This window comes from Streptomyces sp. NBC_00572 (genome assembly GCF_026341815.1).
Taxonomy (GTDB): domain Bacteria; phylum Actinomycetota; class Actinomycetes; order Streptomycetales; family Streptomycetaceae; genus Streptomyces.
This window is the reverse complement of record NZ_JAPENX010000003.1, coordinates 235660-251581: the sequence shown is the minus strand read 5'-3', so window position 1 is coordinate 251581 and position 15922 is coordinate 235660. Positions and strand designations below refer to the sequence as shown.

General features: G+C 72.5%; 15 protein-coding genes and 1 pseudogene. 6 read left to right on the top strand and 10 right to left on the bottom strand.

Annotated elements, in window-relative coordinates; genetic code table 11:
- The first annotated feature begins 54 nt into the window (after positions 1 to 54).
- Positions 55 to 1215: a pentapeptide repeat-containing protein gene (locus OG514_RS37845; RefSeq protein WP_266902775.1), complete on the top strand. Its 1161-nt coding sequence runs from the start codon at positions 55 to 57 to the stop codon at positions 1213 to 1215.
- A gap of 21 nt (positions 1216 to 1236) precedes the next feature.
- On the opposite strand, the gene OG514_RS37840 is transcribed toward OG514_RS37845, so the two are convergent.
- Positions 1237 to 2268 (bottom strand): trans-acting enoyl reductase family protein, encoded by a 1032-nt coding sequence (locus OG514_RS37840; RefSeq protein ID WP_266902773.1) that lies wholly within the window; start codon positions 2266 to 2268, stop codon positions 1237 to 1239.
- A gap of 109 nt (positions 2269 to 2377) precedes the next feature.
- Between OG514_RS37840 and OG514_RS37835 the strand changes: the two genes are divergently transcribed.
- Together OG514_RS37835 and OG514_RS39435 are read left to right on the top strand one after the other, a co-directional pair.
- Positions 2378 to 3343 (top strand): helix-turn-helix domain-containing protein, encoded by a 966-nt coding sequence (locus OG514_RS37835; RefSeq protein ID WP_266902771.1) that lies wholly within the window; start codon positions 2378 to 2380, stop codon positions 3341 to 3343.
- A 197-nt stretch (positions 3344 to 3540) separates the two neighbouring features.
- A pseudogene (locus tag OG514_RS39435) lies at positions 3541 to 3945 on the top strand (EamA family transporter); the annotation flags it as partial.
- Between the two features lie 480 nt (positions 3946 to 4425).
- On the opposite strand, the gene OG514_RS37825 reads toward OG514_RS39435, so the two are convergent.
- On the bottom strand, positions 4426 to 5259 hold the full coding sequence (locus tag OG514_RS37825) for an alpha/beta fold hydrolase (RefSeq protein ID WP_266902769.1): 834 nt from the start codon (positions 5257 to 5259) through the stop codon (positions 4426 to 4428).
- A 131-nt stretch (positions 5260 to 5390) separates the two neighbouring features.
- Here OG514_RS37825 and OG514_RS37820 point away from each other — a divergent pair, with 131 nt between their 5' ends.
- Positions 5391 to 6284: an RNA polymerase sigma-70 factor gene (locus tag OG514_RS37820; RefSeq protein ID WP_266903089.1), complete on the top strand. Its 894-nt coding sequence runs from the start codon at positions 5391 to 5393 to the stop codon at positions 6282 to 6284.
- A 282-nt stretch (positions 6285 to 6566) separates the two neighbouring features.
- Positions 6567 to 7307, top strand: coding sequence for a GntR family transcriptional regulator (locus OG514_RS37815; protein ID WP_266902767.1), 741 nt, complete (start codon positions 6567 to 6569; stop codon positions 7305 to 7307).
- A gap of 65 nt (positions 7308 to 7372) precedes the next feature.
- Here the strand turns inward: OG514_RS37815 and OG514_RS37810 are convergent, their stop codons facing one another.
- Positions 7373 to 8530, bottom strand: coding sequence for an ROK family transcriptional regulator (locus tag OG514_RS37810; protein ID WP_266902765.1), 1158 nt, complete (start codon positions 8528 to 8530; stop codon positions 7373 to 7375).
- 174 nt (positions 8531 to 8704) lie between these two features.
- Between OG514_RS37810 and OG514_RS37805 the strand changes: the two genes are divergently transcribed.
- Positions 8705 to 9121, top strand: coding sequence for a hypothetical protein (locus tag OG514_RS37805; protein ID WP_266902763.1), 417 nt, complete (start codon positions 8705 to 8707; stop codon positions 9119 to 9121).
- Positions 9122 to 9151: 30 nt separating this feature from the next.
- On the opposite strand, the gene mug is transcribed toward OG514_RS37805, so the two are convergent.
- The 7 genes from mug to OG514_RS37770 form a co-directional block, all read right to left on the bottom strand.
- Positions 9152 to 9643, bottom strand: a complete 492-nt coding sequence (gene mug, locus OG514_RS37800) for a G/U mismatch-specific DNA glycosylase (protein ID WP_266902761.1) — start codon at positions 9641 to 9643, stop codon at positions 9152 to 9154.
- A gap of 62 nt (positions 9644 to 9705) precedes the next feature.
- Positions 9706 to 11148, bottom strand: a complete 1443-nt coding sequence (gene purB / locus OG514_RS37795; RefSeq protein ID WP_266902759.1) for an adenylosuccinate lyase — start codon at positions 11146 to 11148, stop codon at positions 9706 to 9708.
- A 108-nt stretch (positions 11149 to 11256) separates the two neighbouring features.
- The gene (locus OG514_RS37790; RefSeq protein ID WP_266902757.1) at positions 11257 to 12039 is read right to left on the bottom strand and encodes an SGNH/GDSL hydrolase family protein; all 783 of its coding nucleotides are present in this window, start codon (positions 12037 to 12039) and stop codon (positions 11257 to 11259) included.
- Between the two features lie 108 nt (positions 12040 to 12147).
- Positions 12148 to 13167 (bottom strand): hemolysin family protein, encoded by a 1020-nt coding sequence (locus OG514_RS37785; protein ID WP_266902755.1) that lies wholly within the window; start codon positions 13165 to 13167, stop codon positions 12148 to 12150.
- Entirely contained in the window at positions 13164 to 14507 is a 1344-nt protein-coding gene (locus OG514_RS37780) for a hemolysin family protein (protein WP_266902753.1), read from the bottom strand. Before OG514_RS37780 ends, OG514_RS37785 begins: the two co-directional genes overlap by 4 nt.
- A gap of 246 nt (positions 14508 to 14753) precedes the next feature.
- On the bottom strand, positions 14754 to 15179 hold the full coding sequence (locus tag OG514_RS37775; RefSeq protein WP_266902751.1) for a GNAT family N-acetyltransferase: 426 nt from the start codon (positions 15177 to 15179) through the stop codon (positions 14754 to 14756).
- 74 nt (positions 15180 to 15253) lie between these two features.
- On the bottom strand, positions 15254 to 15919 hold the full coding sequence (locus tag OG514_RS37770) for a class I SAM-dependent methyltransferase (protein ID WP_266902749.1): 666 nt from the start codon (positions 15917 to 15919) through the stop codon (positions 15254 to 15256).
- Between the last annotated feature and the right edge of the window lie 3 nt (positions 15920 to 15922).

Genomic DNA, 15922 nt, shown 5'->3' with positions numbered 1-15922 from the left:
ACGGGTACTCCTGGCGCGCCCGCCCGGGGCCGCTCGCAGTGGCCCGTCCTCCTGGTGGCAGTCCTGCCCGGTCTTGCCGCGATAGTCGCCCTGCTCTTCACCTGGCGGGAGGTCCGGGTCGCCGAACAGGGCCAGCTCACGAGCCGGTTCAACGACGCGATCACCAATCTCGGCTCCCCGTCCCTGGACGTGCGCTTCGGCGGGATCTACGCCCTGGAGCGCATCATGCAGGACTCTCCGCGCGACCAGCCCAGGATCGTCCTGGTCCTCTCGGCGTACGTACGACGCCACGCGAGCGTTCCGGCGACCGGGTTCGCGAAAGAGCCGCAGCGGGCGGGGGAGAGCGAGGAGTCACCCGTCCTCCGTCATCCGGCCACGGACGTGGCGGCTGTGGTGGACGTGCTGGCACGCCGCGCCCCTCGCCACGACCGAGACGCGCAGGTCGACTGGAACCAGGTGGACCTCCGGGGTCTGGTCCTGACCGCCTGGGCCTCCGGGGACATCGCGAGGATTCCCGAGAGCGGCGCGTTCCCCCGGACACGAGCCCCCTTCGCGTACGTGAACCTCGAACGTGCGGACCTGCGTCACGCCAACGTGTTCGGAGCGGACCTGCGGGGTGCCTTCTGCAACGAGGCCAACCTCAGGCAGGCGCAGCTCCTGCGGACCGATCTCCGCGAGGCCGATCTGAGCTCGGCCGACCTGACCGAGGCCAACATCCTCGGGTCGGACCTGACCGAAGCGGATCTCGGCGGCGCGATCCTGCGGGGCACGTTCCTGGGGACGGACACGGGCGCACCCTTGTACGTCAAGCCGTCCGACCTGTCCCGCGCCGTGCTGTGGGACGCGGACCTCACCGAGGCGAATCTCGGCGGATCGAACCTGACGGGGGCGATCCTGGTCGATGCCGACCTGACCGGCGCGTCACTGGTGAAGACCCGACTTCGTGGCGCCAAGTTCAGCGCGGCCGACGCGTCCCTGCAGGCCAAGATCGTCTCCGGAGTCATCGAGAAGAGCGCGAACCTGACGGACGCGGACCTGACCGGAGCCGATCTGACGGAGGCGGACCTGCGCGACGCGAACCTGACCGGCGCGAATCTGACGGGCGCGAACCTCACCGGCGCGGACCTCCGAGGCGCGCGCCTGACCGGGGCGAAGCTCACCGGGGCCAGGACCGAAGGGGCCCGCGGGCTCCCCTCGCCGGCCCCTTCGGAGTGAGCCGAGCCGGCCGGGCGTCCGTCACCGGTGCAGTTCGACGGAGATGTGCGGGGACAGCGCGCGCAGGAAGTCGGGTGCGTCGAAGAGCTCCCCGGCCGAGGCGACGCCGGTCGTACGGGTCCGGCCGCTGAGGATCCGTCCGACCGCTTCCACCGCGAGCGGCGCGGTGACGGCGTAGATGTCCTGCCCCACGGCGACGGCCCGTCGTTCCGCGCCGCCGGAGCGCACGACGACGTCCACGAGGAAGGTCTGCGCGGACCGGCCGTGCTCGTCGACCGCGGCCGGTGCCGACGCGTCCGGCGCGGACAGGTCCTGGGCAGCGTCGACCGCCATGTACGTGCGGACCTCGGGCACCTTCAGATGGCTCGGGATGGTGACGACGTCGGCCATCGTGAACTCGCCGATGACGGGCCGGGTGCCCATCGGGGCGGGGAAGGGCCAGTCCAGGATCGCGAACTCGTCGTCGTGGTACTCCAGCTGCCCCTGGGTGAAGCGGACGTGCCGGCCGTTCCGCCGCTCGCGGGACACCTTGCCCGCGGCGAGGGTCCCGGCGGTGGGGTGCCAGCTGCTCAGCCCGTACGCGACGTGCGCTTCGTCGGCCGTCGTCCAGTCGCCCATGGCCGTGGTGGCCAGCAGGTCGCCGAGGCCGCCGTAGAAGGCCATCGCGGGGACGATCACCGTGCCCGCGGCCCGGGCACGGTCCTCGAACCGGGCGAACGTGTCGACGTTGGCCTCGATCTCGGCGGCCACGTCCACGTACGGGATCCCGGCGCGCAGCGCCGCCTCGATCACCGGGGCGCCGGTCGCGGCGAAGGGTCCGGCGCAGTTGATCACGGCCGCGGCACCGGCCAGCGCGCGGTCGAGCGACGCGGGGTCGTCGATCGACGCGGGGCGGACGTCGAGCCCCGGACGGGATGCCGCGAGAGCCCGGAGCTTCTCCGCGTCGCGACCGGAGGCCACCGGGACGAACCCGCGGGAGAGGAGCTCCGCCACCACGAACCGCCCGGTGTGTCCGTAGGCGCCGAACACCGCGACAGTGAGACCCGATTCCATGAATTTCCCCTGCTCTCGAACCGTTTTCGCTGATCTGTTGTGGCAATCCTGGCCCGCACGCGTCGCGCACACGAGTGTCTGGAACGACATCATGCGTACAATTACGGACGTGAGTACTGTCGCGCTGGCCGTCACCGAGGGAATGCGGCACTTCGAGCTGTCCGTTGCGTACGAGGTCTTCGGTCCCGCCCCCGCCGGTGTCACCGAGCCCTGGTACGAGGTCGCCCTCTGCGGACCGGAGGCCGTGCGGATCGGCCGGTTCCGGGTGGAGCCCGACGGCGGCTTCGACCGGCTGGCGCGCGCCGACACGGTGATCGTCCCCGCCCTCGCCGATGCCGACGAGCCCCCGCCCGCGGATCTCGTCGAGGCGGTGCGCGCCGCCCACGAGGCAGGCGCGCGCGTGGCCTCGCTCTGCACCGGAGCGTTCGTGCTGGCCGCCGCCGGCCTCCTCGACGGCAGGCGCGCGACCACGCACTGGGCCCACACGGAGGAACTCGCCGCCCGCCACCCCCTGGTGGAGGTCGACCCGGACGTGCTCTACGTGGACGACGGCCAGGTGCTCACCTCCGCGGGCAAGGCCGCCGCGATGGACCTGTGCCTGCACCTCGTCCGCCTCGACCACGGTTCGGCGGTCGCCAACACCATCGCCCGCAGCCTGGTCGTACCGCCGCACCGCGCGGGTGGCCAGGCCCAGTTCGTCACCACCCCGGTGCCCGAACGGGACGACCACCCGCTCGGCGACCTGCTCCCCTGGGTGATGGAGCGCCTCGACCAGCCGCTGACCGTGGAGGACCTGGCCCGCCAGGCGCGGATGAGCTCGCGCAACCTGGGCCGGCACTTCCGGTCGGTGACCGGTACGACCCCGCTGCAGTGGCTGCTGACCCAGCGGATCCGCCACGCGCAGGAGTTGCTGGAGGCCACCGACGAGAGCGTCGAGGGCATCGCGACGGCCACCGGCATGGGCACTGCCACAACCCTGCGCCGGCACTTCAACCGCACCGTCGGCGTGCCCCCGGACACCTACCGCCGCACCTTCCGCTCACGAACCGGTCCGAAGCGGTTTCCGGCGGCCTGACCGAGCAGCGGCCCTCCGACGGCGTGCTCCTGACGGCGTGACGGAGACGCGGCCCTCCGACGGCTGGCTCCCGACGGCGTGACGGAGACGCCGCCCTCCGACGGCTGGCTCCCGACGGCGTGACCGAGAAGTGGTCCCCGATGGCGTGACAGAAGTGGACCTTAACCGGGGCCGCGCGGCTTCCTAGCGTCGGAGGCATGAACGCGAACGCCCTGCGAGGGGCCCTCCTCGTGACCCTCGCCTACGCCCTCGTCGGCGCCTCCTTCACCGCGAACAGCCTGCTCGGCGCGTATCCGTACGCGGGCGGCCAGGCCCTGCGTTACGGGGCCGCCTGCCTGCTTCTCCTGCCCTTGCTCGGCCGTGCCGGGCTCGCCCCGCTGCGGACCCTGACCGTCCGTCACTGGCTGCGGCTCGCCGCCCTCGCGGGGGTCGGCATGGTCGGCTTCAACCTGGCGATCCTCGCCGCCGAGCGGACCGCCGAGCCCGCCGTACCCGGCGTCCTGGTCGGCTGTGCCCCGGTCGTCGTCGCCGTCCTGGTCCCGCTGACCGAGGGCCGCAGGCCCGCCCCCGCCGTGCTGTACGGGGCGCTGCTCGTCGCCGCGGGTGCCTTCACCGTGCAGGGCTGGGGGCGTACGGACTGGGCGGGGATCGGCTGGTCGGTGGCCGCGCTCGCGGGCGAGGTGGGGTTCACCGTGCTCGCCGTGCCGGTGCTCCGGTTGCTCGGGCCGAAGCTGCTGACGGCCGCCGTGTGCGGGGTCGGCGCGGCGGAGGCGACGCTCGTGGGCCTGGTGGTGGACGGGGCGGGTCTCGTCCGGATGCCGACGGCGGTGGAAGCGGGCGCCCTGGTCTGGCAGGCGGCCATGGCCACGGTGGTCGGATTCGTCCTGTTCTACATGGGCGTCCAGCGGGTCGGCATGGAGCGGGCCACCCTCTTCACCGGCGCGATCCCGGTCGCCGCCGCGCTGAGTGCCGCCCTGGTCGCGGGTGCCGCCTTCGGCCTCCCGCAGGCGGTCGGCAGCCTGCTCGTGGGGGCCGGTGCCGCGGTGGGCACCGGCCTGTTCGCGCGACGGCCCGGGGAGGCGTCAGAGGCTGCTGCCGTCCAGGATCACCCGCGCGACGAGAGCCGGGTCGTCGCTCATGGGCACATGACCGCAGCCGGGCAGCCGGACGAGCCGCGCGGCGGGAATGGTGTGCTTGGCGCGGATGCCCTGCCGGGGCAGGAGCAGCCGGTCGCGGGTGCCCCAGGCCACGGTGACGGGCACGGCGGGGAGGTCGTCGCGGAAGCGCACGCTCCCGCCGGCGGCCAGGGTCTGCCGGAAGCCGGTGGCCCCGCGCAGCGCGAGCGTCTCGGCGTGGACGGCCGAGGGTGAACGGCGCCCCGGGCGTGCGTAGATGGTGCTGGTGAGCACCGCGCGCCCGGCGGACGTACGGGAGAGGCGCTCGATCACCGGTACGGGCAGCGACCTCGCCGCGCCCCGCATGGCCCGCAGCGTCACGAAGGCGTACCGCCGTTCGCCCTCCGACCAGAAGCCGGCGGGGGAGAGGGCGGTGACCGAGCGCACCAGCTTCTCCCTGCCGAGCTGCAGGGCGAGCAGCCCGCCGAGCGAGTTCCCCGCCACGTGCGGGCGCTCGATCCCGATGGCCTCGCAGAAGGCGCCGAGCACGCTCCCGACGGTGGACAGGTCGTAGGGGCAGCCGTCGGGCAGCTTGTCCGATGCGCCGAAGCCGGGCAGGTCGACGGCGATCACGTCCCGCTCGCCGGCCAGGATGTCGAGGACGGGCTCCCAGGCCTGCCAGTGGTGCCCGATGCCGTGCAGGAGGAGCAGCGGTTCACCGGAGCCGCGGCGTTCGTACGTGAGGGAGGCCGTGCGGGGGCCCGCCGGGGTCTCGATCGTGAACGCGATCCGTTCGGGCATGCGGACTCCCTGTCCTGAAGCTTTTAGACGTCCTGTCAGTGAGAATTACCGATCAGTAGCCTGGAGTTCAAGACCCCCGGCCGAAACTGGACAGACAGCCGAACGTGGGCTGGGATGGACAGGTGCCTGACATTGCGACCGACACCCTGACCGAACTCTTCGAGGAGCACCGCTCGATGCTCCTCGGCGTCGCCTACCGGATGCTCGGCCGCGCGGCCGACGCCGAGGACGTCGTCCAGGAGGCCTGGCTGCGCTGGACCGCCGAGGACCGTGCCAAGGTCCGCGAGCCCCGCGCCTTCCTCGTACGGATCACGACACGGCTCGCCATCGACCGCCTCCGGCAGGCCCAGGCGCGCCGCGAGTCCTACGTCGGCCCCTGGCTGCCCGAGCCCGTGGTCACCGACTTCGGACCGACCGCGCCCGACACGGCCGAGCGTGCCCTGCTCGCCGACTCCGTCTCGCTCGCGGTCCTCGTCGTCCTCGAATCCCTCTCCCCGCTGGAGCGGGCCGTCTTCGTGCTGCGCGAGGCCTTCGGCTTCCCGTACGGGGAGATCGCCACGGCGCTGGACCGCTCCGAGGCGGCCGTACGCCAGCTCGCCGGGCGCGCCCGCCGCCACGTCGACGAGGGCAAGCCGCGCTACGACGTCGACCCGACCGAGCGCCGCGACCTCACCGAGCGCTTCCTCTCCGCCGCGGCGGGCGGCGACCTCGCCGGCCTGCTCGCCCTGCTCGCCCCGGACGTACGGCTCGTCGGCGACAGCGGCGGCAAGTCCAAGGCGCCGCTGCGGATCATCGACAGCGCCGACAAGGTCGGCCGCTTCCTCCACGCCACCGCCCAAGGTGCCGACGAGCGGTTCGAGTTCCGCTTCGTCGAACTCAACGGCGCCCCCGCCCTCCTCGCCCTCGCCGACGGAAAGCCGGACTCCGTCTTCCAGATCGAGGTGCTCGACGGGCGCGTCCAGTGCGTCTACATCATCCGCAACCCCGACAAGCTCCAGGGCCTCGCCGACGCCGCGGCCCTCTGAGGTCCGAAGGACCGCCTCGACCGAACCGATCACGCCGATCGGCCGGAACTTGCCCCGCCTCCCACCCCGGGAGGCGGGGTTTTTCGCTGCGCGGGGCTCACGGGGATGCGAACGTCCTGTGAACGATCTAGGTCAGAGGGTCACATTCAGGGGCGTTCGACAGAGGATTGGTCTTGACCAAGGGATTGGCTCGCCTTATGGTCGCAGAGTTAGTGCAGGAACCTTTAATAAACAAGGGCGCGGAAAAACGCCGCGGGACACGGCGAATTGCGGAGGATCAGGGTGGGGACCACGCAGCTGGCATCGGTACCGGAGCCGAAGTACCAGCACCTCAAGACAGTGATCGGCGAAGCACTCGACTCGGACTTCGCGGTCGGGGAGATCCTCCCCAACGAGCGCGAGCTGGCGGCACGCTTCGGCGTCGCCCGTGCCACGCTCCGCCAGGCCCTGGAGCAGCTGGAGCTGGAAGGCCGTCTACAGCGCCGTCGCGGCGTCGGCACCACGGTCGCCCCGCCGCGCGTCGGCGTCGACGTCTCCACCACCCAGCACGCCTGGCCGGGGGTCGGGGACGAGGCCTGGCAGTCCCTGGACTCCGCCGCCGACGTGGCCCCGGCCGCCGTCGCGCGCGTCCTGGAGAGCGGCGCCGAGGAGCGGGTGCACATCGTCCGCCGCATCCGCGTCAGCCAGGGCCAGCCGGTCGCCGCCGAGCTGCTGTACGTGCCCGCCGGCTCCGTCCCGGGCCTCAGCGCCATCGACGCGCCCGCCGGGGCCGCCCGCGCCCGTGCCGTGCTCCGCGAACTCCAGCACCTCGCCCTCGACGGCCAGGACCGCTCCGTGGAGCTCGGCTCCGCCCGCGCCGACGACGCCAAGGAGCTCGACCGGCTGCCGGGTGCGCCCGTGCTCGTCGTGACGACCCGCTACCTCTCCGGAGGGCGTACCGCCGCCGTCTCCGTGGCCACCTACCGCGCCGACACCTGCCGCCTCACCTTCGGCGACTCGGTCGACCTGGTGATGGCCTCGTAGCGCCCCTCCCACGAACACCGAACACCGGCCGACGGCCCGTCGCGAGGGAATCCCCAAGACACCCCCTAGCGGCGGGCCGTCACCGTGCCGTCGACCGCGAACAGCTGCTCCTCGACGTGGTCGAGGGCGAGCCGCAGCGCACCCGTCCCCACGGCGGCCTCGCCGAGCAGGGACAGCACCACCCGCGGCGGCCGCAGACAGAACCGGGCCAGCTCCTCCCGGAGCGGCTGGAGCACGCCGTCCAGGCCGGCCGCCCAGCCGCCGACGACCACCAGCTCGGGGTCGATCGCGAGCACCAGGGCCGCCACGTCGTGCACGAGCCGCTGGATGAACCGCTCCACCGCCGCCTCCGCGCGCGCGTCGCCCTTCCGGGCCAGCGCGAACACCTCGGCGACCGCCTGCTCGTCCAGCGGGTGCAGCGGCTCGTCCGTCGTCGACAGCAGATGCTCGGGGGTCACGCCCCGGCCGAGCAGGTGCAGGGCGCCGATCTCCCCGGCCGCGCCGCCGAAGCCGCGGTGCAGCCGGCCGCCGATCAGCGAACCAGCGCCCGGGCTCAGCCCGGCCAGTACGAAGACGATGTCGTCGGAGTCGGTCGCGGCACCCTTCCAGTGCTCGGCGACGGCCGCCGCGTTCGCGTCGTTCTCCACGATCACCGGGCACTTGAAGGAGCGCCGCAGCCGCTCGCCGAGCGCGAGACCCGTCCAGCCCGGCAGCGCCGTACCGAGGCGGACCGTTCCGTCGGCCTCCACGATGCCGGGGGTGCCGACGCCGACCGCCCGCAGATTGGACCGGGCGACCCCGGCCCTGCGCAGCACGTCGGCGACGACCGTACGCACCCGGTCGAGGCGCTCGTCCTCGGGCGCCGTCTCCGACACCTCGCGCGACCCGGCGCCGATGATGCGCCCGTCCAGACCGGAGAGCAGCGCGGCGACCCGGTGCGGGCCGATCTCGATGCCGAGCAGATGACCGGCCTCCGCGCGGAAGCGGAACCTCCGCGCCGGACGCCCCTGCCGTCGGGCCTCGCCCTCCTCGGGCGCCGCCTCGACGACGAGACCGCCCTCCATGAGTCCCTCGACGACCCCTTCGACCGTGGGCCGTGAGAGGCCCGTGATCCGGGTCAGGTCCGTGAGCGTGGGCGCGTCGGCGCCACGCAGCGCATGGAGTACCACCGCGGAGTTGATCCGCCGCAGCAGAGACGGATCCCCGCCGGTCAGCCGCCCCACAGTGTGTCCTCCCAGCTCGTGCACCTCTTCGGCGGATGGTACTCAATGGGCACGGTCGCGGCGAGTGCCGCCCCCACCACGCACCGGATCCGCCCCCGGCCCGGGGCCCGCCGCCGTCGGTCCGCCGTTCCTGACGCGGCGCCAACTGTCAGTGGTGGGGGCTTTACTGGGTTCATGACCACGGCAGGCCAACTGGCGGCGATCGACGTGCTTCGGGCCCGGGGGTTCGACGGCGGACCGGACTTCCACCTGGCGGAGCTCGCGACGAGCGAGGAGTTCTGGGAGGACGACGGCACGCGCCGCGAGATCGTCGAGGACCAGTACCAAGCGGAACGGGACGGGCTCGCCGCCCTGCTCACCGCGCGCTGGGGCCCGCCCCGGGATCTCGACCTGGGGCCCGTCCTGGAGAGGAGCCTGGACGGGGAGCCGATACTCGAGCCCTGGGCGTCGCTCAGTGCCCACACCCCGGAGCTGTGGCTGTGGCGGGTCGACGGGTACTGGATCGGCCTCGGCGTCTCCCAGTGGGACACGGAGCTGCCGTTCCAGCTTCTCGCCGTGGCCACCACGGTGGAACCGCCCGAGGGACGGTGAGTCCAGGGCCTGGGTGACGCCCCAGCCTCCTCAGGGAGCCTGCGCGGCCTCTCGGAGGCGGGCGTACTCCTCGGCCATCGTCGCCGCGGTCCAGTGCGCGTTCAGGCCGCTCGGGTTGGGCAGCGCCCAGACCCGGGTGGATCCGATCATGCGCTCCTGCGGCCCGATGGCCGCCTTGGGCTCGCCGAACGCCGTGCGGTACGCGGTCACACCGACGACCGCGAGCCAGCGGGGCGCGAGCCGCTCCACCTTCCCGGTCAGGATCCGCCCGCCCTCGCGGTACTCCTCACGTGTCAGTTCGTCGGCCCGCGCGGTCGCCCGCGCCACCACGTTCGTGATCCCGAGACCGTGCGACAGGAGCTCCTCCTGCTCGTCCGGCCGCAGCTGCCGTGGGGTGAACCCGGACAGATGGAGCACCGGCCAGAACCGGTTGCCGGGACGGGCGAAGTGAAAGCCCGTCGCCGCGGTCATGAGACCCGGGTTGATCCCGCAGAACAGCACCGAAAGGCCGCCCGCCACCACGTCGGGAACGACGCGGTCGCGGGCGGCCTCCAGCTGCTCCTTGGTGAACCGGGGAGTCCCGGTCAGAGGATCGCGCCGGGGGCGTAGGCGGCGGCCTCGGGGTGCTGCTTGAGGATCTCCTCGATACGGGAGACCACGGACGCGACCTGGTCGGCGGCGGCGCCGGTGAAGGACAGCTTGTCCGCCATCAGCTCGTCGAGCTGCGCCCGGTCCAGCGGGATCCGCTCGTCGGCAGCCAGCTTGTCGAGCAGCTCGTTGCGCTCGGCGCCCTGCTCGCGCATCGCGAGGGCGGAGGCGACGGCGTTCTCCTTGATGGCCTCGTGGGCGACCTCGCGGCCGACCCCGGCGCGCACGGCGCCCATGAGGACCTTGGTGGTCGCCAGGAAGGGCAGGTAGCGGTCGAGCTCGCGGGCGACGACGGCGGGGAAGGCGCCGAACTCGTCGAGCACGGTGAGGAAGGTCTCCAGGAGACCGTCGAGCGCGAAGAACGCGTCGGGCAGCGCGACCCGGCGGACCACGGAGCAGGACACGTCGCCCTCGTTCCACTGGTCGCCGGCCAGCTCGCCGGTCATCGACGCGTAGCCGCGCAGGATGACCATGAGGCCGTTGACGCGCTCGCAGGAGCGGGTGTTCATCTTGTGCGGCATCGCGGAGGAGCCGACCTGGCCGGGCTTGAAGCCCTCGGTGACCAGCTCGTGGCCCGCCATCAGACGGATCGTCTTGGCGATCGACGAGGGGGCGGCGGCCAGCTGCACCAGCGAGGTGACCACGTCGTAGTCCAGCGAGCGCGGGTAGACCTGGCCGACCGAGGTGAAGGCGTGGGCGAAGCCGAGGTGACCGGCGATCCGCTGCTCCAGGTCGGCCAGCTTGCCGGCGTCGCCGCCGAGCAGGTCCAGCATGTCCTGGGCGGTGCCGACCGGGCCCTTGATGCCGCGCAGCGGGTAGCGGCCGAGCAGCTCCTCCAGGCGGGCGTACGCCACGAGCAGCTCGTCCGCGGCGGTCGCGAAACGCTTGCCGAGGGTGGTGGCCTGGGCGGCGACGTTGTGCGAGCGGCCGGCCATGACCAGCTCCGCGTACTCGGCGGACAGCTTGCCGAGGCGGCCGAGGACGGCGACCGTACGGTCCCGCATCAGCTCCAGGGAGAGCCGGATCTGCAGCTGCTCGACGTTCTCGGTGAGGTCGCGCGAGGTCATGCCCTTGTGGACGTGCTCGTGACCGGCGAGGGCGTTGAACTCCTCGATCCGGGCCTTCACGTCGTGCCGGGTGACCTTCTCGCGCTCGGCGATCGAGCCGAGGTCGACCTGGTCGAGCACGCGCTCGTAGTCGGCGAGCGCGGCGTCCGGAACCTCGATCCCGAGGTCCTTCTGCGCACGCAGCACGGCGAGCCAGAGCTGACGCTCCAGCTTCACCTTCTGCTCGGGGGACCAGAGGACGGCGAGCTCCGCGGAGGCGTAGCGGCCGGCCAGGACGTTGGGGATACGGGGCTTCGCAGTCACAGCAGTCACGTGGACAGATTCTACTGGCGGTTTCTGCAGGCCAGCGCCACGGTCCGACCTGGAGCTTGCTACGAGACGCAGCTCACGGGCGCCGCTCCCGAGCCGTGCCCGCCGGGCCTACGGCTCCGTCGACGGCTCGTACGGCAGCAGCTCCGGGCGCTTGGGCGCGCGGCCGTCGCCCGACGAGCGACCCGTGAGGCGCCGCCCGATCCACGGTCCCAGGTGCTCCCTGGCGAAGCGGGCGTCCGCCACCCGGCGGCTCGCCCAGCCCGGCTGCGGGGTCGGGGGCGGCGGCGTCCGCCAGTCCTCCTCGGGCGCCAGACCGAGCGTCTGCCACACGGCCTCGGCGACCCGGCGGTGCCCATCGGCGGTGAGGTGGAGCCGGTCGACGTCCCACAGCCGGGGGTCGGCGAGCGAGGGGGCGCTGTACAGGTCGACGACCAGGGCCCCGTGCCGCGCGGCGAGCTCGTCGACGTGCGTGAAGAGCTCCTCCATCCGGGGGCGGAAGCGCTCCAGGACCGGCCCGTTCCGGCCGGGGCTGCGCATCAGGACCAGCTGCCCGCAGGAGGGCACGAGCTTCTCGACGGCCTCGGTGAGCAGCCCGCGCACCCGTCCCATGTCGACCTTGGGCCGCAGGGTGTCGTTGAGCCCGCCGACGAGTGTCACGACGTCGGCCTTCATCGCGGCGGCCGTGTCGACCTGCTCCTCGACGATCTGGCCGATGAGCTTGCCGCGTACGGCGAGGTTGGCGTACCGGAAGTCGGGCGTGCGGGCGGCCAGCCGGTCCGCGAGGACGTCGGCCCAGCCCCGGTAGGAACCGTCGGGCTTCCGGTCCGACATGCCTTCGGTGAAGCTGTCGCCGAGGGCGACGAAACTGTTGTACGTGGCATTGATCTCCATGGCGGAGCGATCATACCGTGCGGTATGCGCAACGTTCCGCCGGAGCCCGGACGCGGGAGGGCCCCGGGAACGTCGCGTTCCCGGGGCCCTCCCGTGCGTCACCCGGTGCTACGGCGCCGTCGGGCGGCCGACCAGCTCCCGCAGCACGTCCTCCATCGTCACGAGTCCGGCCGGTTTGTCGTCCTCGTCGAGGACCGCCGCCAGGTGCGTCCGGCTGCGGCGCATCGCCGTCAGGACGTCGTCCAGCGGCGTGGCCGCCCGGACCCGGGCGATCGGCCGCAGCGCGGACACCGGGAACGGCTCGTCGCGCGGGGAGACGTCCAGGGCGTCCTTGACGTGCAGATAGCCCAGGATCCGGCGCTCCTCGTCGACCACCGGGAAACGCGAGTAGCCCGTCCGTGCCGCCAGCGCCTCCAACTCCTCGGGAGTGGTGCCGACCTGTGCGTACACCACCTTCTCCGCCGGCATCACGACATCCCGTACGGGACGTCGGCCCAGTTCCAGGGCGTCGTGCAGCCGCTCGGCGGCCCGGTCGTCCAGAAGTCCGGCGTCGCCTGCGTCGGTGACCATGCGGGCCAGCTCGTCGTCCGAGAAGGTCGCCGCGACCTCGTCCTTGACCTCCACCCGCAGCAGCCTGAGCAGTGCGTTGGCGAAGGCGTTGATCGTGAAGATCACCGGCCGCAGCGCCCGCGCGAAGCTCACGAGCGGCGGGCCGAGCAGCAGCGCCGTGCGCGTCGGCTCGGCGAGCGCGATGTTCTTCGGCACCATCTCGCCCAGCAGCATGTGCAGGTACGTGGCCACGCTCAGCGCGATCACGAACGAGATCGGGTGGACCAGGCCGTGCGGCACGCCGACCGCGTCGAAGACCGGCTCCAGCAGGTGCGCGATGGCCGGCTCGGCGACGATGCCGAGCACCAGGGTGCAGAGCGTGATGCCGAGCTGCGCCGCGGCGAGCAGCGCGGAGACGTGTTCGAGGCCCCAGATGACGCTGCGCGCCCGCCGGTCCCCTTCCTCGGCCAGCGGCTCGATCTGGCTGCGGCGCACCGAGATCAGGGCGAACTCGGCGCCGACGAAGAAGGCGTTGACGACCAGGGTCAGGAAGCCGATCAACAGCTGGATGACGATCATCGGCCGGCCTCCCCGGTCTTGTCCTGGTGCTCGTGCGTCAGGGGCGCGTGGAGCAGTACGCGCGCGGCGCGCCGGCCCGAGGCGTCCACGACGTCGAGCCGCCAGCCGGCCGGCTCCACGCTGTCGCCGACGGCCGGGATACGGCCCAGCTCATGGGCGACGAAGCCCGCGAGCGTCTCGTACGGGCCGTCCGGCACCCGGAGGCCGATCGCCTCCAACTGGTCGGTACGGGCCGCGCCGTCGGCGGACCAGAGCTCACGCCCGTCCGCGTCCTCGCCCGCCCGCGCCAGGTCCGGCGTCTCGTGCGGGTCGTGCTCGTCGCGCACCTCGCCGACGACCTCCTCGACGATGTCCTCCAGGGTGGCGACCCCGGCGGTACCGCCGTACTCGTCGATGACGACGGCCATCGTCTGCTTCCCGGACAGCCGGTCCAGGAGTCGGTCCACGGTCAGCGTCTCGGGGACGAGCAGCGGCTCGCGCAGCAGCTCGCCGATCCGGCGGTGGGGCCGCTCCTCGGCCGGTATGGCGAGGACGTCCTTGATGTGCGCGATGCCGACGACCGAGTCCAGGTTGCCCCGGTAGACGGGGAAGCGGGACAGGCCGGTCGCGCGGGTCGCGTTGGCGACGTCCTCGGCGGTGGCCTGCACTTCCAGGGCGGTGACCTGTACGCGGGGCGTCATCACGTTCTCGGCGGTCAGCTCCGCGAGATTGAGGGTGCGGACGAACAGCTCGGCCGTGTCCGCTTCCAGGGCGCCTTCCTTCGCGGAGTGTCGGGCGAGTGCCACCAGCTCCTGCGGGGAGCGCGCGGACGCCAGCTCCTCGGTCGGCTCCATGCCGAGGCGGCGCAGGATCCGGTTCGCGGTGTTGTTGAGATGGCTGATCAGCGGCTTGAAGGCGGCGGTGAACACCCGCTGCGGGGTGGCGACCACCTTCGCGACCGCGAGGGGCGAGGAGATCGCCCAGTTCTTGGGGACCAGCTCGCCGACCACCATCAGGACGACGGTCGACAGGGCGGTGCCCAGGACCAGCGCCACGGACGAGGCGACGGAGGAGGAGAGGCCGAGGTCTTCGAGCGGGCCCCGGATGAGCTTGGAGATCGAGGGCTCGGCCAGCATGCCGACGACCAGATTGGTGACGGTGATGCCCAGCTGGGCGCCGGAGAGCTGGAAGGTCAGCGACCTGACGGCCTTGAGTGCTCCCGCCGCACCGCGCTCGCCACGCTCCACGGCGTCTTCGAGCTCGCGGCGCTCGACCGTGGTCAGCGAGAACTCGGCCGCGACGAAGGCACCGCACGCGACGGAGAGGAGGAGCGCCAGGAGGAGCAGAAGCACTTCGGTCATCGGTTCACCTCCGTCCCATGATCAGTCAGGGGGAGGGGGAATGCTCGATGTCGGCTGTCGGAGCCGGTGCTTTCGGAAGCAGTACGGAAATCGGTACTACTGGGAGGCTCGCCCATGGGCGGACGCTCACACCTTTCGGTCGTCGGGTCGTCTGGATGAGAGACCATGGTAAAGGATCGGCAAAACGGTGTGGTGGCCGGTCCGGGGTCCGGTCACCACGGCCCGGTTCGGGGCTTCGTTCGTGGCTCAGCCGGTGAGCGGCTTCACCCAGCGGCGCCAGTGGTCCTCGCGCCCGTACCCGGCCGCCGTCCACAGCCCCTGTCCCGTCTCGTTCGCCTCCAGGACCATGGCGTCCGCACGCCGCCCGCCGAGCGCGACGAAACGATTCTCGGCCGCTCGCAGAAGGGCGGTGGAGATGCCACGCCGACGGTGGGACGGCAGCACGGCGAGCCGGTAGACGTGGGCGCGCCAGCCGTCCCAGCCCGCGATCACGGACCCGACGACCAGGCCGTCGGCCAAGGCGAGGAGCAGCGCCTCGGGGTCGCGCTCGACGAGCCGGGTCACCCCGTTCACGTCGTCCGAGATCGACGTCCCCTTGGCGGACTCCTTCCAGAAGGCCAGCACGGCCTCGGCGTCGTCGGGGGTGGCGGCACGTATCTGCAGATCGATCATGATCGGATCCCATCACGCGGGCCGAGTCGTCGCCAGGACTTCCGGTACGTGGGACGGTCTGCGGGAGGGCGGCGCTACCGGCGGGCCGCGCCGAGCACACAAGGGGAGGACGGCAGCCGCGGGCCCTTCTCGGGAACGTCGAACGAGCGGTACGGGCCCAGGGCGAATCCGGCCGCCTCGATCGCCGCGAGCGGGGCCCGGGAGGTGTGGCAGCCGCCGAACAGCAGCGGCCAGACCGTCCGGTCGAGACCCCGCTGCACCCGCGCGAGGCCGGGCGTGTCCGCCATACCGTGCTCGAAGAAGCGCAGCTCGGCGCCGGGACGAAGCACCCGGTGCAGCTCGGCGAGGGCCTGCGGGAGATTCCGTACCGTACACAGGACGAGCGAGGCCACCGCCCCGTCGAAGGACGCGTCCTCGAACGGCAGCGCCTCGGCCGTGTCCGGGAGGACCGTCACCGGGACCGGGGCCAGGACCGCGGCCTCCTGGGCCAGCCGGCGGAGCCGGGACTCCGGTTCGAGGGCCACCACCTCGGTGACCCCGGCCGGGTAGTGCGCGAAGTTCAGCCCGTTGCCGGCCCCGATCTCGATCACCCGTCCGGACAGCCCGGCGAGCAGCTCCTCCCGTAGGTCACCGAGCCCGCCCTTGGCGTCGGCGGACACACTGAACCAGGCATAGAAGCGGGCGAACAGCGGATGGTGGACACGGGGCGGCAGGGGCGGGGAAGAGCTCGGCGGTGTCATCGG

Excerpts from the sequence above, each read along its gene's own strand:
- OG514_RS37840 (WP_266902773.1), bottom strand. The coding sequence starts at position 2,268 with ATGGAATCGGGTCTCACTGTCGCGGTGTTCGGCGCCTACGGACACACC.
- OG514_RS37825 (WP_266902769.1), bottom strand. The coding sequence starts at position 5,259 with ATGCCCGAACGGATCGCGTTCACGATCGAGACCCCGGCGGGCCCCCGC.
- OG514_RS37805 (WP_266902763.1), top strand. The coding sequence starts at position 8,705 with ATGACCACGGCAGGCCAACTGGCGGCGATCGACGTGCTTCGGGCCCGG.
- OG514_RS37790 (WP_266902757.1), bottom strand. The coding sequence starts at position 12,039 with ATGGAGATCAATGCCACGTACAACAGTTTCGTCGCCCTCGGCGACAGC.
- OG514_RS37785 (WP_266902755.1), bottom strand. The coding sequence starts at position 13,167 with ATGATCGTCATCCAGCTGTTGATCGGCTTCCTGACCCTGGTCGTCAAC.
- OG514_RS37780 (WP_266902753.1), bottom strand. The coding sequence starts at position 14,507 with ATGACCGAAGTGCTTCTGCTCCTCCTGGCGCTCCTCCTCTCCGTCGCG.
- OG514_RS37775 (WP_266902751.1), bottom strand. The coding sequence starts at position 15,179 with ATGATCGATCTGCAGATACGTGCCGCCACCCCCGACGACGCCGAGGCC.
- OG514_RS37770 (WP_266902749.1), bottom strand. The coding sequence starts at position 15,919 with ATGACACCGCCGAGCTCTTCCCCGCCCCTGCCGCCCCGTGTCCACCAT.